The 23,532-nt window shown below is 66.1% G+C and carries 21 protein-coding genes; 12 read left to right on the forward strand and 9 right to left on the reverse strand.

The genetic code is table 11. The features are described from left to right. The first annotated feature begins 252 nt into the window (after positions 1–252). From C167_RS0112390 to aceF, 3 genes are all read left to right on the forward strand, one after another. Positions 253–1,224 (forward strand): GGDEF domain-containing protein, encoded by a 972-nt coding sequence (locus C167_RS0112390; protein ID WP_017518599.1) that lies wholly within the window; start codon positions 253–255, stop codon positions 1,222–1,224. Between the two features lie 196 nt (positions 1,225–1,420). Then, positions 1,421–4,069 (forward strand): pyruvate dehydrogenase (acetyl-transferring), homodimeric type, encoded by a 2,649-nt coding sequence (gene aceE, locus C167_RS0112395; RefSeq protein WP_017518600.1) that lies wholly within the window; start codon positions 1,421–1,423, stop codon positions 4,067–4,069. An 11-nt stretch (positions 4,070–4,080) separates the two neighbouring features. Then, positions 4,081–6,012 carry a dihydrolipoyllysine-residue acetyltransferase gene (gene aceF / locus C167_RS0112400; RefSeq protein WP_017518601.1) on the forward strand — a complete coding sequence of 644 codons (1,932 nt, stop codon included), beginning with the start codon at positions 4,081–4,083 and terminating at the stop codon, positions 6,010–6,012. A 106-nt stretch (positions 6,013–6,118) separates the two neighbouring features. On the opposite strand, the gene C167_RS0112405 is transcribed toward aceF, so the two are convergent. The 6 genes from C167_RS0112405 to C167_RS0112430 form a co-directional block, all read right to left on the reverse strand. Beyond that, the gene (locus tag C167_RS0112405; RefSeq protein ID WP_017518602.1) at positions 6,119–6,982 is read right to left on the reverse strand and encodes an MBL fold metallo-hydrolase; all 864 of its coding nucleotides are present in this window, start codon (positions 6,980–6,982) and stop codon (positions 6,119–6,121) included. Beyond that, positions 6,979–7,413, reverse strand: a complete 435-nt coding sequence (locus tag C167_RS0112410; RefSeq protein WP_017518603.1) for a DUF6691 family protein — start codon at positions 7,411–7,413, stop codon at positions 6,979–6,981. Before C167_RS0112410 ends, C167_RS0112405 begins: the two co-directional genes overlap by 4 nt. Positions 7,414–7,416: 3 nt before the next feature. Continuing rightward, positions 7,417–7,845, reverse strand: coding sequence for a YeeE/YedE family protein (locus C167_RS0112415; RefSeq protein ID WP_017518604.1), 429 nt, complete (start codon positions 7,843–7,845; stop codon positions 7,417–7,419). Further along, on the reverse strand, positions 7,842–8,171 hold the full coding sequence (locus C167_RS0112420; RefSeq protein ID WP_017518605.1) for an ArsR/SmtB family transcription factor: 330 nt from the start codon (positions 8,169–8,171) through the stop codon (positions 7,842–7,844). Before C167_RS0112420 ends, C167_RS0112415 begins: the two co-directional genes overlap by 4 nt. Positions 8,172–8,323: 152 nt before the next feature. After that, positions 8,324–9,427, reverse strand: coding sequence for a WD40/YVTN/BNR-like repeat-containing protein (locus tag C167_RS0112425; RefSeq protein ID WP_017518606.1), 1,104 nt, complete (start codon positions 9,425–9,427; stop codon positions 8,324–8,326). A gap of 10 nt (positions 9,428–9,437) precedes the next feature. Then, a complete protein-coding gene (locus C167_RS0112430; protein WP_017518607.1) occupies positions 9,438–9,707 on the reverse strand; it encodes a MoaD/ThiS family protein in 270 nt (89 codons plus the stop codon). Between the two features lie 232 nt (positions 9,708–9,939). Between C167_RS0112430 and C167_RS0112435 the strand changes: the two genes are divergently transcribed. The 8 genes from C167_RS0112435 (at position 9,940) to C167_RS0112470 (ending at position 18,967) form a co-directional block, all read left to right on the forward strand. Beyond that, positions 9,940–10,128 carry a hypothetical protein gene (locus C167_RS0112435; protein ID WP_017518608.1) on the forward strand — a complete coding sequence of 63 codons (189 nt, stop codon included), beginning with the start codon at positions 9,940–9,942 and terminating at the stop codon, positions 10,126–10,128. A gap of 171 nt (positions 10,129–10,299) precedes the next feature. After that, positions 10,300–11,664 carry a glutamine synthetase family protein gene (locus tag C167_RS0112440; RefSeq protein ID WP_017518609.1) on the forward strand — a complete coding sequence of 455 codons (1,365 nt, stop codon included), beginning with the start codon at positions 10,300–10,302 and terminating at the stop codon, positions 11,662–11,664. A 213-nt stretch (positions 11,665–11,877) separates the two neighbouring features. Beyond that, positions 11,878–13,191 (forward strand): NAD(P)/FAD-dependent oxidoreductase, encoded by a 1,314-nt coding sequence (locus tag C167_RS0112445; protein ID WP_017518610.1) that lies wholly within the window; start codon positions 11,878–11,880, stop codon positions 13,189–13,191. Between the two features lie 761 nt (positions 13,192–13,952). Next, positions 13,953–14,876 (forward strand): LysR substrate-binding domain-containing protein, encoded by a 924-nt coding sequence (locus C167_RS0112450; RefSeq protein WP_017518611.1) that lies wholly within the window; start codon positions 13,953–13,955, stop codon positions 14,874–14,876. Between the two features lie 138 nt (positions 14,877–15,014). Further along, positions 15,015–16,100 carry an ABC transporter ATP-binding protein gene (locus C167_RS0112455; RefSeq protein ID WP_017518612.1) on the forward strand — a complete coding sequence of 362 codons (1,086 nt, stop codon included), beginning with the start codon at positions 15,015–15,017 and terminating at the stop codon, positions 16,098–16,100. 56 nt (positions 16,101–16,156) lie between these two features. Further along, a complete protein-coding gene (locus tag C167_RS0112460; protein ID WP_017518613.1) occupies positions 16,157–17,287 on the forward strand; it encodes an ABC transporter substrate-binding protein in 1,131 nt (376 codons plus the stop codon). Between the two features lie 15 nt (positions 17,288–17,302). Further along, positions 17,303–18,139, forward strand: coding sequence for an ABC transporter permease (locus C167_RS0112465; RefSeq protein ID WP_017518614.1), 837 nt, complete (start codon positions 17,303–17,305; stop codon positions 18,137–18,139). A gap of 12 nt (positions 18,140–18,151) precedes the next feature. Next, the gene (locus C167_RS0112470) at positions 18,152–18,967 is read left to right on the forward strand and encodes an ABC transporter permease (RefSeq protein WP_017518615.1); all 816 of its coding nucleotides are present in this window, start codon (positions 18,152–18,154) and stop codon (positions 18,965–18,967) included. 127 nt (positions 18,968–19,094) lie between these two features. Here the strand turns inward: C167_RS0112470 and tusA are convergent, their stop codons facing one another. After that, a complete protein-coding gene (tusA, locus tag C167_RS0112475; RefSeq protein WP_015477744.1) occupies positions 19,095–19,334 on the reverse strand; it encodes a sulfurtransferase TusA in 240 nt (79 codons plus the stop codon). A 154-nt stretch (positions 19,335–19,488) separates the two neighbouring features. Between tusA and C167_RS0112480 the strand changes: the two genes are divergently transcribed. Further along, on the forward strand, positions 19,489–21,045 hold the full coding sequence (locus C167_RS0112480) for an alpha/beta hydrolase (RefSeq protein ID WP_017518616.1): 1,557 nt from the start codon (positions 19,489–19,491) through the stop codon (positions 21,043–21,045). A gap of 117 nt (positions 21,046–21,162) precedes the next feature. On the opposite strand, the gene C167_RS0112485 is transcribed toward C167_RS0112480, so the two are convergent. Then, positions 21,163–22,041 carry a MaoC family dehydratase gene (locus C167_RS0112485; RefSeq protein ID WP_017518617.1) on the reverse strand — a complete coding sequence of 293 codons (879 nt, stop codon included), beginning with the start codon at positions 22,039–22,041 and terminating at the stop codon, positions 21,163–21,165. Between the two features lie 100 nt (positions 22,042–22,141). Next, on the reverse strand, positions 22,142–23,209 hold the full coding sequence (rlmM, locus tag C167_RS0112490; RefSeq protein ID WP_017518618.1) for a 23S rRNA (cytidine(2498)-2'-O)-methyltransferase RlmM: 1,068 nt from the start codon (positions 23,207–23,209) through the stop codon (positions 22,142–22,144). Positions 23,210–23,532 lie beyond the last annotated feature (323 nt).

Below are 23,532 nucleotides of genomic sequence, written 5' to 3' on the forward strand. Positions count from 1 at the left end.
CAGATAGTGGGAAAGGCCCGACCCATCCCTGGGGTATCCATCGCACTGCGGGTTGTCAGATGGCGGGCAAGCAAACCCTATCGCCGCATTCGTGAAGAACCCGTTATGAATTGCTGAAGAATCCGTATCCGCCAGAAATGACCGTCTGTCGCCCCGCCGCTTTTTGCGAGCCCAACTGACGCGATTGGCCGGCTTGGCGTCATTGCTTTCGTGATAGAAACAGCGGCACAGTGCCATCAGAGAGCCGCCGCCATGCCGTACGACGCCTCCCCGGAAAATCCCGTCTACCAGACCCTCCTCGAATCCACCCGCGCCATCCCGTGGAAAATCGACTGGCGATCCATGTCCTTTGCCTACATCGGTCCGCAGATCGAGGAGCTGCTCGGCTGGAGCCAGGCCAGCTGGGTCAGCGCCAACGACTGGGCCGAACGCATGCACCCCGAGGACCGCGACCGCGTGGTGAACTTCTGCGTGTCGCAGTCCCGCGAAGGCACCGACCACGAGGCGGATTACCGCGCCCTCACCTCTTCCGGCGACTACGTGTGGATCCGCGATGTGGTGCACGTGGTGCGTGACGAAAACGGCGAGGTGGATTCGCTGGTCGGCTTCATGTTCGATATCAGCGAGCGCAAGCGTGCCGAAGAACAGCTGATCATGCTGCAGCGTCAGCTGGAGGAGTATTCGTACAAGGATGGCCTGACCGGTGTGGCCAACCGGCGCATGTTCGACTCTGTGCTGGATACCGAGTGGGGCAGCGCCCAACGCAGCGGCCAGCCACTGTCCCTGGTGCTGCTGGATATCGACTACTTCAAGCAGTTCAACGACCACTATGGGCACATCCAGGGCGACGACTGCCTGCGCAGCGTCGGCAAGGCGCTGGCCGGTGCATTGCATCGGCCCAGGGACTTCATCGCACGCTTCGGCGGCGAGGAGTTCGTGATGGTGCTGCCGGAGACCGACAGCGAGGCCGCCCGGCAGGTCGCCGAGCGTTGCCGCAGCGTGCTGCGCGAACAGCACATCTGTCATGAGAAGTCCGCCGTTTCCGACCTGCTGACCATCAGCCTGGGCGTGGGCACCGCCGTGCCGTCCTCCAGCGACCGTCCGCTGGACTTCGTCGCGGCCGTTGACCGCCTGCTCTACCAGGCCAAGCTGGCCGGACGCGACCGGCTGGTGGCCGCACAGTGGAACCGCGGCGACGACCTGCGACGTGACCCACCGCACTGACACGGCTGCGACGACCTGACTCGACCATCCGGGCAGGCGTCATCGTCAGAGCTGACTAAGCTCTATAGCCACACGCGCGTGCCGGCGGCAGCGCGGCGGCCTCACGAGGGACGCCGCCCACTGCGCCAACCCGATGGAACCCCTGGCCCGGAGCCGGCATTGCGTAGAGCCGACCCCGTAACCAGGACCCCTGACCATGCACGATATCGACCCCGTCGAAACCCAGGAATGGCTGGACGCGCTGGAATCCGTACTGGAAAAAGAAGGCGAAGAGCGCGCCCACTACCTGATGACTCGCTTAGGCGAGCTGGCCAGCCGCACCGGCACGCAACTGCCCTACGCCATCACCACGCCCTACCGCAACACGATTCCCGTGGGCCATGAGGCCCGCATGCCGGGCGACCTGTTCATGGAGCGACGCATCCGCTCGCTGGTGCGCTGGAACGCGCTGGCCATGGTGATGCGTGCCAACCACAAGGACCCGTCACTGGGCGGGCACATCTCCACCTTCGCTTCCTCGGCAACCCTCTACGACATCGGCTTCAACTACTTCTTCAACGGCCCCACCGAGGAACACGCCGGCGACCTGATCTACTTCCAGGGCCACGCCTCGCCGGGCTTCTACGCGCGCGCCTATATCGAGGGGCTGCTCAGCGACGAGCAGTTGGAGAACTTCCGCCAGGAGGTGGACGGCAAGGGCATCTCCTCCTACCCGCACCCGCGCCTGATGCCGAAGTTCTGGCAATTCCCGACGGTGTCCATGGGCCTGGGGCCGATCCAGGCGATCTACCAGGCGCGCTTCATGAAATACCTGGAGAGCCGCGGGTTCATTCCCGCCGGCAAGCAGAAGGTCTGGTGCTTCCTGGGTGACGGCGAAACCGACGAGCCAGAATCCCTCGGCGCTATCTCCCTGGCCGGGCGCGAGAAGCTCGACAACCTGATCTTCGTGGTGAACTGCAACCTGCAGCGCCTGGACGGCCCGGTGCGCGGCAACGGCAAGATCATCCAGGAGCTGGAAGGTGTGTTCCGTGGCGCCAACTGGAACGTGATCAAGGTGATCTGGGGCCGCTTCTGGGACCCGCTGTTCGCCAAGGACCATGCTGGCCTGTTGCAGGCGCGCATGGACGAGGCGGTGGACGGCGACTACCAGAATTACAAGGCCAAGGACGGCGCCTACGTTCGCGAACACTTCTTCGGCGCGCGGCCGGAGCTGCTGGAGATGGTCAAGGACCTCTCCGACGAGGAGATCTGGAAGCTCAACCGGGGCGGGCATGATCCGTACAAGGTCTACGCCGCCTACCACGCGGCGGTGAATCACAAGGGCCAACCCAGCGTGGTGCTGGCCAAGACCATCAAGGGCTACGGCACCGGCACCGGCGAAGCGAAGAACATCGCCCACAACATCCACGAGATCGACGTCGACAGCCTGCGCGCCTTCCGCGACCGCTTCGACATCCCGATCCGCGACGACGACCTCGCCAAGCTGCCCTTCTACCGCCCCGAGGAAGGCAGCGCCGAGGCGCGCTACCTGAAGGAGCGCCGCGCCTCCCTCGGCGGCTTCATGCCTCATCGCCACGGCAACAGCCAGCGCATCCCGGCACCGCCGCTGGAGACGCTCAAGGCGCTGCTCGACGGGTCCGGCGACCGTGAGATTTCCACCACCATGGCCTTCGTGCGGATCATCTCGCAGCTGGTCAAGGACAAGGAACTGGGCCAGCGCATCGTGCCGATCATCCCCGACGAGGCCCGCACCTTCGGCATGGAGGGCATGTTCCGCCAGCTCGGCATCTACTCCTCGGTGGGCCAGTTGTACGAGCCGGTCGACAGGGAACAACTGATGTTCTATCGCGAGGACAAGAAGGGCCAGATCCTCGAGGAAGGCATCACCGAGGCCGGTGCCATGTCCTCCTTCATCGCCGCCGGCACCGCCTACAGCAACTACCGCCAGCCGATGCTGCCGTTCTACATCTTCTATTCGATGTTCGGCTTCCAGCGCATCGGCGACCTGGCCTGGGCGGCCGGCGACAGCCTGACCCGCGGCTTCCTGCTCGGCGGCACCGCCGGGCGCACCACCTTGAATGGCGAAGGCCTGCAGCACGAGGACGGCCACAGCCACGTCCTGGCCTCGGTCATCCCCAACTGCCGCACCTATGACCCGACCTACTCCTACGAGCTGGCGGTGATCATCCAGGAAGGCGTGCGGCAGATGATGGAGGAGCAGCAGGACGTCTTCTACTACATCACCGTGATGAACGAGAACTACCCACACCCCCCGCTGCCCGAGGGCGCCGCGGCCGGGATCATCAAGGGCATGTATCTGCTCGACGAGGACCGTCGATCGGCCGCTCACCACGTGCAGTTGCTCGGCTCGGGCACCATCCTGCGCGAGGTCGAGGCAGCCGCGAAGATCCTGCGCGAGGACTTCGGCATCGGCGCCGACGTCTGGTCGGTGCCCAGCTTCAACGAATTGCGCCGCGACGGCCTGGCAGTGGAACGCTGGAACCGCCTGCACCCGGGGCAGAAGCCCAGGTCCAGCTATGTCGAGGAATGCCTGGGCGGGCGCCGCGGACCGGTGATCGCCTCCACCGACTACATGAAGGTCTACGCCGAGCAGATTCGTCAGTGGGTGCCGAGCAAGGAATACAAGGTGCTGGGCACCGATGGATTCGGCCGCAGCGATACCCGCGCCAAGCTCCGCCACTTCTTCGAGGTGGACCGTCACTGGGTGGTGCTCGCGGCGCTGGAGGCACTGGCCGACCGCGGCGACATCGAACCCAAGGTGGTGGCCGAGGCCATCGCCAAGTTCGGTCTCGATCCCGAGAAACCCAATCCGCTGGACTGCTGAGGAGAGGCACAGTGAGTGAAACAATTCGCGTACCCGACATCGGCGACGGCCAGGGCGAAGTCATCGAACTGCTGGTCAAGGTTGGCGACCGCATCGAAGCCGAGCAGAGCCTGCTGACGCTGGAGTCCGACAAGGCCAGCATGGAAATTCCAGCGCCGAAAGCCGGCGTGGTGAAGGCCATCAAGGTGAAGGTCGGCGACACCCTCAAGGAAGGCGACGAGATCCTCGAACTGGAGACCGAAGGCGCCGCCGCCGAGACCAGGGCCGAAGAGCCGGCCAAGCCCGTGGCTGAAGAACCCAGGCCCGCCGTCGCAGCGGCGCCGCAACCTGCCCCTTCGGGCGGTGGCGGTGTGGAAACCATCAAGGTGCCGGACATCGGCAATGGCCAGGGCGAGATCATCGAACTGATGGTCAAGGTCGGCGACCGCATCGAGGCCGACCAGAGCCTGCTGACCCTGGAATCCGACAAGGCCAGCATGGAAATTCCCGCGCCGAAAGCCGGCGTGGTGAAGGCCATCAAGGTGAAGATCGGCGACACCCTCAAGGAAGGCGACGACATCCTCGAACTGGAAACCGAAGGCGGCGCGTCGGCAGCCAGCGCACCACCCGCCTCAGCCCCAGCGCCGGCAGAAAAACCCGCCGCGCCCGCTGCCGCACCGACTCCGATTTCCGCCAGTGGCGGCGTGGAAACCATCCGGGTACCGGATATCGGCAATGGCGAAGGCCAGGTCATCGAACTGATGATCAAGGTCGGCGACAGCATCGCCGCCGACCAGGGCCTACTGACGCTGGAGTCGGACAAGGCCAGCATGGAAATTCCCGCGCCCAAGGCCGGCGTGGTGAAGGCGATCAAGGTGAAGATCGGCGATACCCTCAAGGAAGGCGATGAAATCCTTGAACTGGAGGTCGCCGGCAGCACCGCGCCAGCCCAGGCTCCAGCACCGAGCGCTGAGAAACCGGCCGCTCCGCCGAAAGCCGAGCCGTCCAAGGCGCCCGACGTTGCCCCGGTCGGGGCCCCCAGCCGCGACGGCGCCAAGGTCCACGCCGGCCCCGCCGTGCGTATGGTCGCCCGCGAGTTCGGCGTCGAACTGGCGCAGGTGAAGGGCACCGGCCCGAAAGGCCGCATCCTCAAGGAAGACGTGCAACAGTTCGTCAAGGAACAGTTGCAGCGCAGCAAATCGGCCCCCGCTGGCGCCACCGGCGGCGCGGGCATTCCGCCAATTCCGGAAGTCGACTTCAGCAAGTTCGGCGACGTGGAAGAAGTGGCGATGACCCGCCTGATGCAGGTCGGCGCCAGCAACCTGCACCGCAGCTGGCTGAACGTGCCCCACGTGACCCAGTTCGAGTCCGCCGACATTACCGAGGCGGAAGCCTTCCGCATCGCGCAGAAAGCGGTTGCGGAAAAGGCCGGAACCAAGCTGACCATCCTGCCGATCCTGCTCAAGGCCTGCGCGCACCTGCTGCGCGAGTTGCCGGACTTCAACAGTTCCCTGGCCCCCAGTGGCAAGGCGCTGATCCGCAAGCAGTACGTGCACATCGGCTTCGCCGTGGACACGCCGGACGGCCTGCTGGTGCCGGTGATCCGCGACGTCGACAGGAAAGGCCTGCTGCAACTCGCCCTCGAGGCTGCCGAGCTGGCGGAAAAGGCGCGCACCAAGAAGCTTTCCGCCGACGCCATGCAGGGCGCCTGCTTCACCATCTCCAGCCTTGGCCACATTGGCGGCACCGGCTTCACGCCGATCGTCAACGCGCCGGAAGTGGCAATCCTCGGCGTGAGCAAGGCGACGATGCAGCCGGTGTGGGACGGCAAGGTCTTCCAGCCGAGGCTGATGCTGCCCTTGTCGCTGTCCTACGACCACCGGGTTATCAATGGCGCGGCGGCAGCGCGGTTTACCCGGCGGCTCGGGGAGGTGTTGGGGGATATTCGCAGTTTGTTGCTATAGCGCCCTTCTCGGCGCTGTTCGCGAGCAAGCTCGCTCCTACAGGAAGCGCATGCGACCAGTTCTTCGTAGGACCGAGGGGGACGCCCAGTCCTTGCTCGCGAAGCCGTTACATCCGATCCAGCGGAATTCGCAGATAGCGCACGCCGTTGGCTTCTGCTTCCGGCAAAGCTCCCCCGCGCATGTTCACCTGGATCGACGGCCAGATCAGCGCCGGCGCGTGGAGCGTCGCATCGCGCTGCCGGCGCATGCTGACGAAGCTCTCCTCGTCCACGCCATCGTGCACATGCACGTTGTCCTGACGCTGCCGCGCCACGGTGGTTTCGTGCTCATGCTCCTGCCGATGGGTCGTCAGGTAGTCGTGGCACATGAACAGCCGGGTATCGGCCGGCAACGCGAACAGCCGCTGGATCGAGCGATACAGCTGGCGCGCGTCGCCGCCGGGGAAGTCGCAGCGGGCGGTGCCGTAGTCGGGCATGAACAGGGTATCGCCGACAAAGGCGGCATCCCCGATCCGATAGGTCATGCACGCCGGCGTGTGGCCCGGGGTGTGCAGCGCCTCGGCCTCCAGTTCGCCGATGAAGAAGCGTTCGCCGTCATTGAACAGGTGGTCGAACTGGCTGCCGTCGCAAGGGAACTCCGCGCCCAGGTTCAGCAACCCGGCAAAGGTATGCTGCACGGGCGCAATGGCCGCGCCGATGGCCAGCCGGCCGCCCAGTTCGCCCTTGAGCCAGGCAGAGGCGGACAGGTGATCGGCATGCAGGTGGGTCTCCAGCAGCCATTCCACCGTCAGGCCCTGCTCGCGCACGTAAGTCACGATGCGTTCAGCGCTGGCGTAGCCGAGGCGCCCGGCGGCGGCATCGTAGTCCAACACCGGGTCGATGATCGCGCAGCGCCCGGTTCCGGGATCATTCACCACATAGCTATAGGTGGATGTGGCCGGATCGAAGAAGGGTTGGATGGTAGCGCTCATGCGGGTCTCCTCTTCGCATCGCATTGCCATTCGTATCCGGCATGCAGCCCCATGCCCACCAGCATGGCGAGGCAGAACAGCGTGCCCTGCCAGTAGCCGGCGGCGAAAGTCACCAGGGCCGGTCCCGGACAGATTCCGGCAATGCCCCAGCCCACACCGAACAGCAGGCTGCCGCCGATCAGTTGGCCATCCAGGTCGCGTCGCTTGGGCAGTTGCATGACGCCGCCCAGCAGCGCGCGGTCGTGCCGCCGCGCCCAGGCGAAGAACGGCATTGCCGCACCGATGGCGGCGGCCATCACCAGCGCCAGCGACGGGTCCCAGGGCCCGGCGAGATCGAGGAAGCCCAGCACCTTCTCCGGGTTGGCCAGGCCCGACAGCAGCAGGCCGGTGCCGAACAGCAGTCCGGCCAGCAACGCGACGATCTTGCCCATGTCTCAGACTCCCAGCAGGTGACGCAGGATGAACACAGTGATGAAGCCGGTGGCCATGAACGACAAGGTTGCCACCAAGGAACGGCCGGACAGCCGCGACAGGCCGCAGACGCCGTGGCCACTGGTGCAGCCGGAACCGAAACGGCTGCCGACGCCAACCAGCAATCCCGCCACCAGCAAGGCGGCCCAGCCCGCCTCGAAATGAATGTCCGGCAGCGGCCGCAACATCGCCCACAGCCAGGGGGCCGCCAGCAGGCCGAGCAGGAACAACGGCGCCTCGCCCCGCCAGCCGGCGCCTTTGAAGAGCCCGCCGAGCAAGCCGCTGATACCGGCGATGCGGCCATCGAGCACGGCGAAGAGCCCAGCCGAGAGCCCGATCAGCGCGCCACCGGCCAGGGCGCTCCATGGCGTGAAGTGGGTCCAGTCGATCATTTCGCTTGCTCCGCACAGAACAGGCGATACAGGGTTTCGATCACCGCCAGCGCCTGGTGGCTGGCGATGCGGTAGTAGACCTGCTTGCCGTCGCGGCGGGTTTCCACCAGTTCCTCGCGGCGCAGCACCGCCAGCTGTTGTGAGAGGGTCGGCTGGCTGATGCCGGTGCGGGCTTCCAGCTCGCCGACGTTCAGCTCGCCCTGGGCCAGCTGGCAGAGCAGCATCAAGCGGTCCGCGTTGGCCAGGGCCTTGAGCAACTGGCAGGCGGATTCGGCGGACTGATGCAGACGCTGGGCGTCGGCAGGATCGAGCGTGGTGGCGGTCATGGCAACGATCTACAAATAAATAATTTATATTTTTATATATTGTTTTTCACAGCATGACCAGCCCGATATCAGCCCATCAGATCAGCGGTGGGTTTTACTGCAGACCGCGCCGGGCATTCCCCTGCCCTGGCGCTGCAATGCCGACGCGGAACCTAACCGAAACGCACGCAGTAGATCGGCGGCAGGTTGGCCGACAGGCACTGCCAGTGGTCGCCGCCGTTCTCCGACAGCCACAGGCCGCCGGTGGTGGAACCCATCGCCACGCACCTGCCCTCGTCGTCCACCGCCAGGCCGTGGCGATACACAAGGTCGAAGGCCGGGCCCTGCGGCAGACCGCTGTCCAGCACCTCGAAACTGGCACCACCATCGCGGGTACGGGTGACGACGAAACGGCCGTCCACCGGCACCCGGCAGACATCCTGCACCGCCGGCACGAACCAGGCGGTGTCCGGTTGGGTCGGGTGCACCGCTACGGCGAAACCGAAGCTGGAGGGCTGGGCCTGCACATCGTGCCAGCGCGCGCCGCCATCGGTGGAGGTGAAGATACCGTTGTGGTGCTGCACCCACAGGCGATCCGGTTGCGCCGGGCACTGCACCAGACGGTGCGGGTCCTGGATGGCGCCATCCTCGCGCAGTTCCGGCGGCATGTAGTCGGCGTACATGCCCACCGTGGTGTTGCGCCAGCTGGCGCCACCGTCGTCGCTCTGCCAGACCCCGCCGCAGGACACGCCTACCGTGAGGTGCTGGCTGTCGCGCGGGTCGACGCTGACCGAGTGGATGCCCGGCCAGTCGTAGCCGCCGCCGAACCAGCGGGCGCGCTCGGGGCGGTCCCATAGTGGACGGTTCAGCTCCCAGCTGTCGCCACCATTTGCGCTGCGGAACAGCCCGCCGGGAATGGTCCCGGCCCAGAGCACGCCCGGCTCGCTGGCGCCGCCGGTTTCCAGGCACCAGATCTGCTGCAGGCTCCAGGGCGCGGGCGGGGCATCGCCTTCCTTCGGCGTCGGCAGCGGGTCGGGCTGCGGCGGATAGACCGGTACGGCGACTTCCTGCCAGTCCTCGCCAGGCCGCTGGCGCCACAGCTTGCAGCCGAAGTGACCGAGGTTGAGCGCGGCATAGAGGGTGTCGTCGCGTGGGTCGGCGAGCACCATGCTCAGCGGCTCACCGAGGAACTCGCGGCGAGATTCCTGCCAGCCATTCACATCGCGCAGAAAAGTGAACAACCCCTTGCGGGTCGCCACCAGCAGTCGATCGTCCATAGCCGCCTCCTCAGCCGCCGCTCAGGGCCTGTACTACGTACACCTCGCTATCCGCCGCCAGCGCATCGCTCAGGCGAACACGGTCGCGCAGGCGCAGGCCGTCGATGAAGATCGTCAGGTGCCGGCGCAGCCCGCCCTGGTCGTCCAGCAGGTAGCCACGCAGGGCCGGCGCCTCGGCGAATACCCTCTCCAGCGCCGCCTTCAGTGTCGGCGCCGACAGCTCGCGCTCCTCCAGCGCAACATGGCGCTGGATCGAGGGGGCGAAGACGATTCGGCACATGGGCGAGCCCGGTCCTGACGAACGATGTTCCCAGTGTAGGGGAGGCTCGATTTCCCATCGACGCACGCGACCGGCTGCATTCAATCATCCGTAGCGCCTCTGGATCGGCGCTCCCGGTGCCGGACCCAGGCATTCAGTTTCGATTTTTCAAATCCAAGCATCTTGAAAATCACATTTAATAAACGCATGAGCCTGTGCGAGGCTGATTGCATCGTCAGCCATCCCGCCCAACATGCACCTGCTCGTTTCGCCCGCACCGCTGGATACCGTCGCCGCCCTCAAGGCCGGCAGCGCTACCCGTCTGCCGCGCAAACATGCCCGTTGGCTCGAACTGCAACCGCTGACCCTGCCTCTCGAACTGGCCTTCTGGGCGCTCTGGCATTGCCGCCACGCGCGTCCACCGGATAGCGCCAGCCGCTGACGGGCCACCGCGCCCGGACTCCATCGACGGAACTACGCTCAAGGATGGCCACGCCCTCCTCGAACAAGACGTAGCCCGTTGCATCGCTTGCCTGCCTTTATCCCCGCACACCCGGTGCGGCCCTGGCCTGCAGGTCGTCAGCGCATCCGGCTGGATGCTATCGAGAGCCCCATGAATTTCGCCTCCGTGCAAGAAGCCCAGGATTTCCTGGCCCAGAACCCCGATATCGAGATGGTCGAGCTGTTCATCCTCGACGCCAACGGCGTGCCGCGCGGCAAGCTGCTGCACCGCGAGGAACTGCTCGCCGTGTACCAGTCCGGCCGACCGCTGCCCAGCACCATCCTCGGCCTCACGATCCATGGCGAGGATGTGGAGGATTCCGGGCTGGTCTGGGACGTCGGCGATATCGACTGCCGCGCCTATCCGCTGGCCGGCAGCCTGGTGCGCCTGCCCTGGCGGCAGATTCCCACGGCGGCGGTGCAGGTCAGCATGCATCCGGAGGAAGGCAAACCGGCGGACATCGCCGACCCGCGTCACGTGCTGATCCATGTGATCGACGGCCTCAAGGCCGCCGGCTACCACCCGGTGATGGCCTGCGAGCTGGAGTTCTACCTGCTGGACGCCAAGCGCGACGCCAACGGCCGCCCACAACCGGCGCTGGATGCCGACGGCGGCCGCCCGCGCGCCACCCAGGTCTATGGCCTGCGCGAACTGGAACAGATCGAGCCCTTCCTCGCCGACCTCTATGCCGCCTGCAAGGCCCAGGGCATTCCGGCGCGCACGGCAATTTCCGAGTACGCGCCGGGCCAGGTGGAAATCACCCTGGAGCACGGCGACGCCCTCACCGCGATGGACCAGGCCGTGCGCTACAAGCGTCTGGTCAAGGGCGTGGCGCACAAGCACGGCATGCAGGCGTGCTTCATGGCCAAACCGTTCGATGACCTGGCCGGCACCGGCATGCACATGCACGTGTCCCTCGCCGATGCCGAGGGCAACAACCTGTTCGCCAGCGAAGATCCGGCGGGCACTCCCCTGCTGCGCCAGTCTGTGGGCGGCATGCTGAAGAGCCTGCTCGACTCGCTGCTGCTGTTCTGCCCCAACGCCAACTCCTACCGCCGCTTCCAGGCCAACAGCTACGCGCCGCTGGCGCCGACCTGGGGCTGCGACAACCGCACCGTGAGCCTGCGCGTGCCGGGCGGCCCGGCGCATACGAGGCACGTGGAACACCGCATCTGCGGGGCCGACGCCAACCCCTATCTGGCCGCCGCCGGCATTCTCGCCGGCATCCATCGCGGCATCCGCGAGGAGATCGACCCCGGCGCGCCGGTGGAAGGCAACGGCTACGCCCAGGCCAAGGAGCTGCTGCCCACCGACTGGCTCACCTCGCTGCGCGCGCTGGAGCGCTCCAGCTGGGCGCGGGACGCGCTGGGGCACGAGTTCCTCGGCGTCTACCTGAAGGTGAAGCAGGCCGAATACCGCCAGTTCATGGGCGAGGTCGGCGAGCAGGATTGGCGCTGGTATCTGACGCAGGCTTGAAGGTGGTGCGATGAGCTGAAGAACCCCTCTCCCCAACCCTGGCTACGCGCCCCGCTCCTCAAGCGGGAGAGGGGGCCGAATGTGCCGAGACGAGTTCATCGCTCACTGAAGCCCCAGGATGAAACCGAATTTTCAGCCCGCTCCGATCAGCCCTCTCTCCCTTCAGGGAGAGGGCTGGGGAGAGGGAAACCGAACAACAACAGGAACACCGAAATGAACGCCGCACTGAACCCCGCCACTCCCGCCCCGGAGCGCGCAAAGTCCTACTACTCCGCGAGCCTCAACGAAGAGACCCGCTACCCCACGTTGCAGGGCGAGGTGAACGTCGACATCGCCATCATCGGTGGCGGCTTCACCGGCGTCGCCACCGCCGTGGAGCTGGCCGAGCGCGGCTACAAGGTGGCCATCGTCGAGACCAACAAGGTCGGCTGGGGCGCCAGCGGGCGCAACGGCGGGCAGGTCACCGGCAGCCTCTCGGGCGATGCCGCCATGAGCAAGCAGATGCGCCAGTGGCTGGGCGACGACGTCGACGATTTCATCTGGCACCTGCGCTGGCGCGGCCACGAGATCATCAAGAGCCGCGTGGAGAAATACGGCATCGCCTGCGACCTGAAGTTCGGCCACCTGCACGCGGCCATGAAGCCCTCGCACATGGACGAGCTGAAGGCCTCCTATGAAGAAGCCAAGCGTCGTGGCATGGGCGACGAGATCAGCCTGCTGGACGGTGCCGGCGTGCGCGCACACCTGGAAAGCGACCTCTACTGCGGCGCCATCAAGAACACCCGCAATATGCACCTGCACCCGCTCAACCTGTGCATCGGCGAGGCCAAGGCCGCCGCCAGCCTGGGCGCGCTGATCTTCGAACACTCCGAGGTGCTGGACATCGTCCACGGCCCGCGCCCGGCGGTGGTCACCTCCGGCGGGCGGATCAACGCATCCCAGGTGATGCTGGCCGGCGACGTCTACCACAAGCTCGAACGCAAGCAGCTCAAGGGCATGATCTTCCCGGCCATGGGCGGCATCGTCACTACCAAGCCGCTGGGCGAGCTGGCCAAGCGCATCAACCCGCAGGACCTGGCGGTCTACGACTGCCGTTTCGTACTCGACTACTACCGCATGACCGGCGACGGCCGCCTGCTGTTCGGCGGCGGCGCCAATTACTCCGGCCGCGACTCCCGCGACATCGCCGGCGAGCTGCGTCCGTGCATCGAGCGCACCTTCCCGGCGCTCAAGGGCGTGGACATCGAGTTCCAGTGGAGCTGCGCCATGGGCATCGTGATGAACCGCATTCCGCAGCTGGGCAAGCTGTCGGAGAACGTCTGGTACTGCCAGGGCTACTCCGGCCACGGTGTGGCCACCACCCACATCATGGGCGAGATCATGGCCACGGCGATGACCGGCGACCTGGAGAAGTTCGATACCTTCGCCCAGTGCAAGCACATCCGCGTGCCCATGGGCGACGTGTTCGGCAACCCGATGCTGGCGGCAGGCATGTGGTACTACCAGATGATGGAGAAGCTGCGCTGATAACCGGTTGAGCTCTTCCGTAGGAAAGGGTCCATGAGGTGCTCCTGAAGAGAGCGCCAGACGTCGGCGTTCACCTGCGGGTACAAACTCCGCGGCGATGGACTTCGCGGACAAGGTCCGCTCCTACTAGGGTGCCCCCGCTTTGGCTTTTAAACACTTCCAGTGAAACACCCACGCACTCCGAACGCCCCGTTCAGGAGGCCGAGTGGAATCGGAGTTTCAGGGGTTGAGCGGCATGGATGCCGCGAGAGCCGCGATGGGCCAAGGATGGCCCTTCGCGGCGGGCCCCTGAAACTTCGATGGAGCAAGGGAATTTTTCGCCTAAGCGAAAAACCGGATGTCCGGGGCAAGACCTTTGCCTACTTTGGGGCGTTTGCCAAAGTAGGTCGCCCGAGGGGGCGAAACGAGAACCACGCGCGCACGCCGGAGCGACGCGGGAAACTCTGGCGCGAGGCAGGCACATCGCGGACGAAGTCCGCTCCTACGCAGGATGGCAGGATGGCAGGATGGCAGGATGGCAGGATGGCAGGATGGCAGGATGGCAGGATGGCAGGAGCGTAGGGTGTAAAACGCTCCGCGTAATACACCGATTTACCTTGGTAAGCGGGCACTCCGGACTCACTCCAGGCAACGCCCATGCGTGTTGTGTAAACGGCGTACAACCGCGAACGGTTGTACGCCCTACGGGAAACCCAAGCCCCCACTCGACACCACCGCCCCGCTCAGGGATAAAGGCCTCACTTCGCCGTTTGGAGTGAGCCATGCGTTTCCCCTCGATGACCGCCCTGCGCGTGCTGGACGCCGTCGCCCGCCTGGGCAGCCTGTCCGGTGCTGCCAGCGAGCTGAGCCTGACCCGCAGCGCCGTCAGCCACCAGTTGCACAGTCTCGAAGATTGCCTGGGCATTGCCCTCACCGAGCGGGTTGGCCGCGGAATCGCGCTGACCTACCACGGCGAATGCTTCGCCCGCGAGACCCAGCGCGCGCTGGCGATCCTCAACGAGGCGCGGCGCTTCGCCAATGCCGAGGAAGTCTCCGGCCGCCTGTGCGTAAGCTGCACGCCGGGCTTCGCCACCTATTGGCTGTGCCACCAGATCGGCAAGTTCCAGCGCGCCCATCCGCAGGTCGAGCTGAACCTCGTCTCGCCACGGGTGCCCGACGACGTCAGCGACCGCGACGTCGACCTGTTCATTGCCTACGGCGTCGGCGACTGGACCGACCTGCACGTGGACCTGATCGCCACCCTGGACACCTTCCCGGTGTGCAGCCCGTCGCTGATCAACTCGGTGGGTGGCCTGGACTCGCCGGAGGATCTCGCCAGCCTGCCCTTCCTGCATATGGTCGATCACTCCGACTGGCTGCTATGGGCCGCTGCTGCCGGGGTGCGCAACCTCAACGTGCGCAACGGCATCGTCTTTTCCGACGCGCACCTGGTGCAGTCGGCGGCCATCGCCGGACAGGGCGTCGCCATGGGCGATGCGCTGGTCAGCGGCGACGCCATGGCCAAGGGACAGTTGGTGCGGCTGTTCAACGTCGCCATCGAACCGCCCAACCGCTACTACTTCGTCACCGACCCGGCCAAGTCGGAGCGCCCTGACGTGCGGGCCTTCAAGGCCTGGATGAAGGCCGAACTGCGGATGTCCGAACAGTTCCGCCACAGCGGAAGAACCGCTGTAATTGGTGAATGAATTCGAACAATAAGGGCGAAAAAACGCGATTGAAGCGGAGAGGGATTTGACAATACTGCATTAAAAAAAGGCCGCTGATCTTTACCCGATCCTCACCGGCGGCCACTCGAACAAGAACAAGAAATCGAGGTAAGTGCAGTGGAGCGACAGCCCCAACTCCGTGCCATCGGCATCGGCAAGAGCTACGGAAGTTTCAACGCGCTGGACAACGTGTCCATCGACATCCAGCAGGGCGAGTTCCTCACCCTCCTCGGGCCTTCGGGCTCCGGCAAGACCACCTTCCTGATGATCCTCGCCGGCTTCCAGGACCCGTCCCGCGGCAAGCTCGAAGAGGGCGGCGCCGACATTACCCGGCGCCCCGCGGAGAAGCGCAACTTCGGCATGGTGTTCCAGGGCTACGCCCTGTTCCCGCACATGAGCATCGAGGATAACGTCGCCTTCCCGCTGAAGATCCGTGGGGTGAAGGCCGAGGAGCGCAACCGCCGCGTCCGCCACATGCTTGAGGTAGTCGGCCTCGGCGAGCACCTGGGCAAGCGCCCCGGCGAGCTCTCCGGCGGCCAGCAGCAGCGCGTGGCCATCGCCCGCGCCCTGGTGTTCGAACCGGACATGCTGCTGCTCGACGAACCGCTCTCGGCGCTGGACAAGAACCTGCGCGAGCAGTTGCAGGCCGAGCTGCAACGCATCCACCGCCAGGTCGGCACCACCTTCGTCTTCGTCACCCACGACCAGAACGAAGCCCTCGCCCTGTCCACCCGCATCGCCATCTTCAACCGCGGCCAACTGGCCCAGGTCGACGCGCCGGAAACCATCTACAACCGGCCGAACAACCGCTTCGTCGCCGAATTCCTCGGCAAGATGAACCTGTTCCCGCTCAGCCAGGTGGGCCGCGCCGGGGAGCTGGCCTGCGGACGCTTCGGCGAGGCCGAGCTGCGCGCCGGCTATTCCAGCGCCATGCAGGCCGATGCGCCACTGCTGGCGGTGCGCCCGGAGCACATGCAGCTGCACAGCGCCCCGCCGCAGGTGAACGGCCACAACGTGGTGCAGGCCGTGCTCACCGCCAAGACCTACCAGGGCGCCAGCACCGAGTTGTGCCTGGGGGCTGGCACCGAGGGCAAGCAACCGATGAGCCTGGCCGTGCACGCCGACCACCTGGCCTCGCGCCTGGAACAGGGCGCGAAGGTCTGGCTGAGCTGGCCCATCGAAAAAAGCCTGCTGATCGCCTGAGTCGCCGAACGCGTTCGTCCCCTTTTCGCCATCCCACCTGACCGGGAGCTGCCTCCATGTTCAATCCGAAAGAGTTCAATCCGCACCAGCAAGACTGCATCGAAGTCCTCATCGAAAAGACCCGTCGCGGGCAGATCGACCGCCGCACCTTCCTCAAGGGCATGGGCCTGATGGCCGCCCTGCCGCTGGCCTTGCGCAGCGGCGTGAGCTTTGCCGCCGGCGACAAGCCGCTGGTGGTGGTGAACTGGGGCGGCGACGCCATCAAGGCCTTCGGCAAGGCCTGGACCGAGGGCTTCTCCAAGGCCACCGGCATTCCCACCAAGATCGACGGCAGCGGCCCCACCGAAGGCGCCATCCGCACCCAGCTCTCCAGCGGCCGGGTCAGCTGGGACGTGGTCGACGCGGAAAGCTCGGTCCTGCAGATTCTCGGCAAGGAAGGCCTGGTACAGCCCATCGACTACAACGTCGTCTCCAAGGACAAGGTGCTGCCCGGCTTCGCCTACGAATACGGCATCGCCAACTACATGCTCAGCTATGTGATCGCCTACGACAGCGAGCGCTTCGGCGACAAGGCGCCCAGGACCTGGGCGGACTTCTGGGACGTGAAGACCTTCCCCGGCAAGCGCACCCTTTACAAATGGATGAACGGCATGCTGGAGGCCGCCCTGCTGGCCGACGGCGTCACGCCGGACAAGCTCTACCCGCTGGATGTGCCGCGCGCGCTGAAGAAGATCGAAGAGCTCAAGCCCCACGTCCTGTCCTTCTGGGGTTCGGGCGCGGAAACCCAGCAGCTGCTGATCGAGGGCGAGGTCTCCATGGGCGCCATCTGGAACACCCGCGCCCAGGTGATCACCGAGGACAGCGAGGGCCGCATCAAGTGGACCTTCGACAATGCCCTGCTGGGCTGCAGCAACTGGGGCGTGCTCAAGGGCAACCCGGCGGGCACCGAGGCGGCCATGAAGTTCATCGCCTACGCCCAGGACCCACAGTCCCAGGTGGAGCTGTTCAAGATGTTCGGCAACGGCCCGGCCAACCCCGCCGCCGCCGCGTTGATCCCTGACGACCGCAAGCACCTCAACTGCACGGACCCGGCGAACCTGCCCAAGCAGATCATGCTGAGCCACGAGTGGTACACCGACCACTACGGGGCGACCCTGGAGCAGTACCTGACCCACATTTCCAAGTGACGCGGAGCGCAGGTCATGGCCGATAACGCCCCCTCGCGGCTCAAGCTGGGCGCTCTGCTGCTGCCGCTGCCGATCGTCCTGTTCGTGTTCTACGTACTGCCCTTCCTCGGCGTGCTCGGCTGGAGCGTGACCCTGCCGGAGCCCGGGATCGAGCAGTACCAGCGGATCATGACGGACCCGGCGATCCACGACGTGCTCTGGCGGACCTTCCGCCTGTGCACCACGGTCAGCGTGATCTCCCTGGTGATCGCCTACCTGATGGCCTACTGCTGGGTCTACAGCCCGCCGTTCTGGCAGCGCGTGGTGGAAATCTGCGTGTTCATCCCGTTCTGGCTATCGGTGCTGGTGCGCGCCTTCGGCTGGCTGATTGCCCTGCGCAGCAACGGTCTGCTCAACGACTGGCTGCAGTACCTGGGCATCACCAGCGAGCCGTTGCAGCTCACCCGCAACGAGCTGGGCGTGGTGATCGGCATGGTCCACTTCATGGTGCCCTTCGCCCTGTTCCCGCTGGTCTCCACCATGCGCCGCCTCGACCCCCGCGTGCTGCTGGCCGCGCGCGGCCTGGGCGCCGGGCAGATGCGCACCTTCTGGAGCGTCTTCGTGCCGCAGACCATTCCCGGCATCCTCGGCGCCTTCATCATCGTCTTCGTGTTCTGCCTGGGCTTCTTCATCACCCCGGCAATCCTCGGCGGCGGGCAAACGGTGATGGTGGCCGAGTACGTCTACCTGCAGATGTTCCAGACCAGCAACTGGGGCCTGGGCGCGGCACTCTCGGTGGTGCTGCTGATGCTGGTGAGCGGGATGATCTGGGCGCTGCTGCGCATGACCCGCGTCGACAAGCTGGTGGGATAAGGAGCCGCAGTCATGAATTCGCACGAAACCAAAGCCCCCAGCCGCCTGCTGGCGACCATGGCGATGATCTTCATGGTCTTCCCGCTGCTGGCAGTGATCCCGGTGTCCTTCACCAGCAAGCGCTTCCTGTCGATGCCCAACGGCAACTGGTCGCTGCGGCATTACCAGGCACTGCTGGACAGCCCCGAATGGCTCGCGGCGATCGGCCAGAGCCTGATCGTGGCGACCGCCACCTGCATCATCGCCACAGCCCTGGCGGTGAGCTTCAGCCTCGGCATCTGGTACCTGCGCTCGCGCCTGGCGACCCTGCTGATCGGCCTGGTGCTGCTGCCCATGGCGATCCCCCCGATGATCTCGGCGATGGTCCTGTACTTCATGGAAACCAAGGTCAGCCAGTTCGCCCCCGGCCTGGGCTACGACACCCTGTTCGGCCTGACCATCGCGCACATCGTGATGGTGGTGCCCTACGGCGTGGTGACCATGCTGGTGGCGCTGAGCCAACTGGACCGGCGCATCGAACTGGCCGCGCGCAACCTTGGCGCGAGCCTGGGCCAGACCACCTTCATGGTGGTGCTGCCGAACCTCAAGCTGGGCGTGGCGAGCACGGCGCTGCTGTGCTTCGCATTGAGCTGGGAGGAAATCGCCGTGACCCTGTTCGTCACCAGCACGGAGGTGAACACCCTGCCGCGGCAGATCTGGTCCGGCCTGCGCGACAACATCGACCCGGCCGTGGCGGCCATCTCGGTGGTGCTGATCGCCCTGACCTTCGTTGCGCTGGTCGGGCGGATGGTTGCCCAGCGCATCGCCGCGCGACCGGCCGGCAGCTGAAAAACCTGACCTGTAGGAGCGGACTCCGTCCGCGATCGCGCACCGGTTGCTCGTGCAAGGCCGTAGCGACGCGAGGCAATCGCGGACATAGTCCGCTCCTACGCGCCAGGCAACATCAGCGCAATGCTCACTCCGCCTTCTTGCGAATCCAGTACAGGTAGGTGCCCGCCTCTTCCTGCTGCTCCACCAGCTCGTGGCCGAGGAAGACGCAAAACTTGGGGATGTCGCGGCGGGTGGAAGGATCGGTGGCGATCACCTTGAGCAGGCCGCCGGCCGGCAGGTCGCGCACCTTGTTGTGCAACATCATGACCGGCTCGGGGCAGTTCAGGCCGGTGGCGTCGAGAATGGCATCGACAGGCTGGGACATCACGTCACTCCAGAAAAACAATGCCGCATTGTCGCGCAAAGGGCACCGTGCGGTCACCCTGCGTCCGTCCGGGTCACCGAACCTTGGTTGGGGGGGCGGCGCTACGGGCGCCGGGCATGCTGGCGCATTCGCTCCCTCCCACAATGGAATGTCGATGCGCGCCCTCCTCTGCCTGTGCCTCGCGCTGCTCGCCGGCTGCGCCGCCCGCGACCAGGTCCCCGACTTCAACGCCAGCGCCGGACAGGACCTGCCGGCCACCTGGTTCGAGGCGGTGATCATCGCCCGCGACGGCACCAAGCTTTCCGCCACCGTGTTCCAACCCGCTCTGAAGGCTGGCGAAACAGCGCCACTGATCGTCCACACCCACGGCTGGGGCGGCTGGCGGGTCACCGGGCCGGAGGGTTACTACGGCAAGAACATGATGTCCGGACGCGCCGCACTGCGCGCCTGGAAGGCCGGCTTCTGGGTTGTCAGCTATGACCAGCGCGGCTGGGGCGGCAGCGACGGGCGCATCGAGATGATGAACCCGCAGTTCGAAGTGCAGGATGCCAGCGCGGTAATCGACTGGGCCGCGACGCACCTGGCCCGGCTGACCCTGGACGGGCCGAACGATCCGCGGGTCGGCATGCTCGGCGAAAGCTACGGCGGCGCCGTACAGCTGCTGGCCTCGGCGGAAGACTCGCGCATCGACGCCATCGTGCCCATCGCCACCTGGTACGACCTCGCCGACGCACTGGCGCCGGACGGCCAGTTGAAGATCGGTTGGGGCGGCGTGCTGGTGAGCCTGGGGCTGGCCACTGGTTACGACCTGGGCAAATTCGTCCAGGCCGATTACCTGCGCACCACCGGCGGGCGCATGGCCGCGCCGGTGCAGGCCGAGCTGCACAGCAACAGCCTCGCCAGCTATTGCGCAGCCGCCCGCCTGCCCCACGCCGACGCCCTGCTGATCCAGGGCCTGCGCGACACGCTGTTCCCGTTGGACCAGGGGTTGCAGATTCGTCAATGCCTCAAACAGGGCCCGGCGGACGTGCGCCTGCTGGGCATGCAGGGCGGGCATATCCTGCCGCCGCCACTGCAGGCCTGGAGCGGGCTACCGCCGTTCAACAACGAGCCGGTGATCCACTGCGGTTCACGGGCGATCAACCTCTATACCGGCATCGTGGCCTGGTACGAGGAAAAGCTGCGCAAGCGCCCCGGCGCTGCCGACGGCGTGCCGAACCTGTGTATCAGCCTCGATCTCGAGCAGGGCGTGGCGCTGGACGACTTGCCGCCTCCCGGACCCACCGTGGCGCTGCCGGCCACCGCCCTCCGCCCGGCGGTCAGCGGCCTGCTGCAGCCTTCGCGATTCGTTCCCTTGCAGCGCGTCAGCGAGCCGAGCGCGTTGCTCGGCAGCGCTCAGGTGCGCCTCGACCAACCGCTGGCCGAACGCCCGGATACGCAGGTGTTCGCGGCCCTGGCGATCCGTAGCGCCGACGGCCGCACCCGGCGCCTGGACGAACAGGTGAAACCGCTGGCGAACCGGGGCAGCACGCGGCTGAATGCCGTCAGCGCCAGCCTCGCGCCGGGGGATGAGATTGGATTGCTGGTGAGCGGCTTCAGCGGCCAGTACCTGTTCAACAGCTCCTGGCGCTTTTCCCCGGTGGAATTGCAGGGGGAGGTGCAATTGCCCAGCCTCGTGCCGCTGCATCCTCGCGTCGCCGCACGCCGCTGACTCCTCTGCCGTGCGGTTCGCGAGCACGCTCGCTCCTACAGGTGAGCGCCGGTGCGCTCTTCTGAGGAACGAGCTTGCTCGCGAACAAAGCCGCAGCCGCTCGCCCCAGAGAAACGACTAGCGCAACGGTCCGTCCGGCGCCTCGTCCAACTGCGCCAGCAGCATCGGCTGGCCGTCACCCTCGGCAGGCAGCAGCGCCCACTGCTCCTTCTTGCCCAGGCGGCGGTACGCCTGCTTGACCTGGCTCCCCAGGGGCAGCGGCGCCTTGAAGTGAGCGTCCAGGCGCACGTTCTCGGCCAGGCGGCGGCCGGTCAGGCTGCGTGCCAGGCCCCACATGCCATGGGCGAAGGGTTTGCCAAAGCCATAGTGCGAGGCCATCAGCCGTGACAGGTGCAGTGGATTGAAATCGCCGCTCAGCCCCGCGTAGCGCCAGCCGACGATCTTCGGCACGCGCCACTGCACGCCGGCATGCACCGGCGCCTCCAGGGTGTGCCACTGGGCGCGCTCGGGCAGCGGATCGGGCTCGCTCCCGCTATCGAGGAAGTCGCCACGGCGCAGGTAGGTGGTGATCGACTGCCAGTAGAGCATGTCGTGGTGCCAGGCCTCGGTGACCACATCCACCTCCAGCCCCAGTTCGCTGCGGCGGCTGGTCAGGATGCGGCAGTCGAACTGCAGCGGCTCGTTCTCGTCGAGCAAGCGGTAGCGCTGGATATGGCTGCGCAGGTGGATCAGCCCGACCACCGACAGCGGCATGCGCGAGCGGCTGAGCAGGCGCAGGTGCAGCGGCAGGCTGATCACCTGCGGATAGAGCAGCGGCACGCCCAGCGACGGGTCGAGGCCGAAGTGCTGGCGATAGGCGCGCAGGTGGCGCAGGTCGAACTTCAGGGTGCGGCTGTCCATTGCCAGATAGGGCACACGTTCGCCCTGGCCGAGTCCCCGGCGTGGCAGCAGCATGCGGCTGTAACTGCCCAGGAGGGAGGGCAACTTTCGCTTCACGAACGGCTCCGGATGAATTCGCGCCGCCTAGCATGGGCAATACCGGGCGACACGACAAGCCACCAAAGGTCGGGTGGCACTGCCGGACTGTTCCGAGTCGCTAGCGTTCGCCCTTCTCCAGGCGGCGCAGGTGACAGGTCACTTCCTCGCGGTCGTGGTAGAGCTGCTTGCAGCCGATCTGCACCTTCAGGCCGCGCTCGCGGAAGGACTCCTCCAGGCGGTCGAGGATGCGCCGCACCTCGGCGTAGCGCTGCTTCATGGGCAACTTGAGGTTGACGATGGCCTCGCGGCACAGCCCCTCGCCGATCCAGGTTTCGATCATCGCGCCGGTGCGAGCGGGCTTTTCGACGATGTCGCAGACCATCCAGTCCATGCGTTGGCGCGGGCGGAAGGCGTAGCCGTCGACGCGCTGGTGCTCGACCAGCCCGGAGTACATGAGGTTCTCCGCCATCGGCCCGTTGTCCACGGCAACGACGCGCATCTCCCGGTTCACCAGCTGCCAGGTCCAGCCGCCGGGCGATGCGCCCAGGTCCACGGCGAGCATTTCAGGCGCCAGGCGGCGGTCCCAGTCGGCGCGGGGAATGAAATGGTGCCAGGCCTCTTCCAGCTTCAGGGTCGAACGGCTGGGCGCCTCGCGGGGGAACTTCAGGCGCGGGATGCCCATGGGCCACATGGCGCAGTTGCGCGCCTCCGCCAGGCCGATGAAGGCCTCGCGGCCGGAGCGGAAGGTCAGCAACAGGCGCGGCAGGCTCGGGTCTTCCACCAGCCTGCCGGCTTTCACCAAAGCGGCGCGCAGCGGCTTCTCGAACTTGCGGCAGAAAGTCGAGAGTTCCTTGCCGTCGTTGGTATCGAACACCTCCAGCCAGAGGCTGCCGCATGCCGGAAAACCGGCCAGGGCCTCGAGGATCGCACCGATGCGGTCCGTTTCCGGCAGTACGGTGAAGCCGTTCCCACGCGCCCACTGGCGCGGGAAGATCAGCTCGGAGAACCGCAGCTGTCGCATCAGGCGGTCGGCGCCATCGGCATCCATGCAGATGAATTCGGCGTAGGCGGTGGCGGGCTTGGCACGGGCGTAGCCGGGAATGTCCAGGCGCGCGGCGTGTTCGGACAGCTCGGCGCAGACCTCGTTCTCGAAGCCCGGGCGGCAGTGCAGCAAGAGGGTATTCATCGGGGTGTCTCCTTGGCCGCGCACTATAGAGGCTGGCCGCGAAGGTTTCATGCAGATTCATGGAAAATCTCCCACGACCGCAATCACTTGTTCTGAACCCCTGTCGGGAACCAGGAGTCCAGAACAGATGGAAATACCCTTTGGAGCGGTCTAGCTTGAGTGGTCTGGCCCAGCCTGCCAGAAGACTGCCCGATGATTGCCCTGCCTGGCGAAGATTGCCTCCGTTCGTGGACTGCCCGTAGGGAGGAAGCCTGCGATGGATCAGGACGTTAGCGCCCTTCTTCGCCAAGTATCGCCAGTGCGCCACCGAATCGGCCGCGCTG

The organism is Pseudomonas nitroreducens TX1 (assembly GCF_000313755.1).
Taxonomy (GTDB): domain Bacteria; phylum Pseudomonadota; class Gammaproteobacteria; order Pseudomonadales; family Pseudomonadaceae; genus Pseudomonas; species Pseudomonas nitroreducens_A.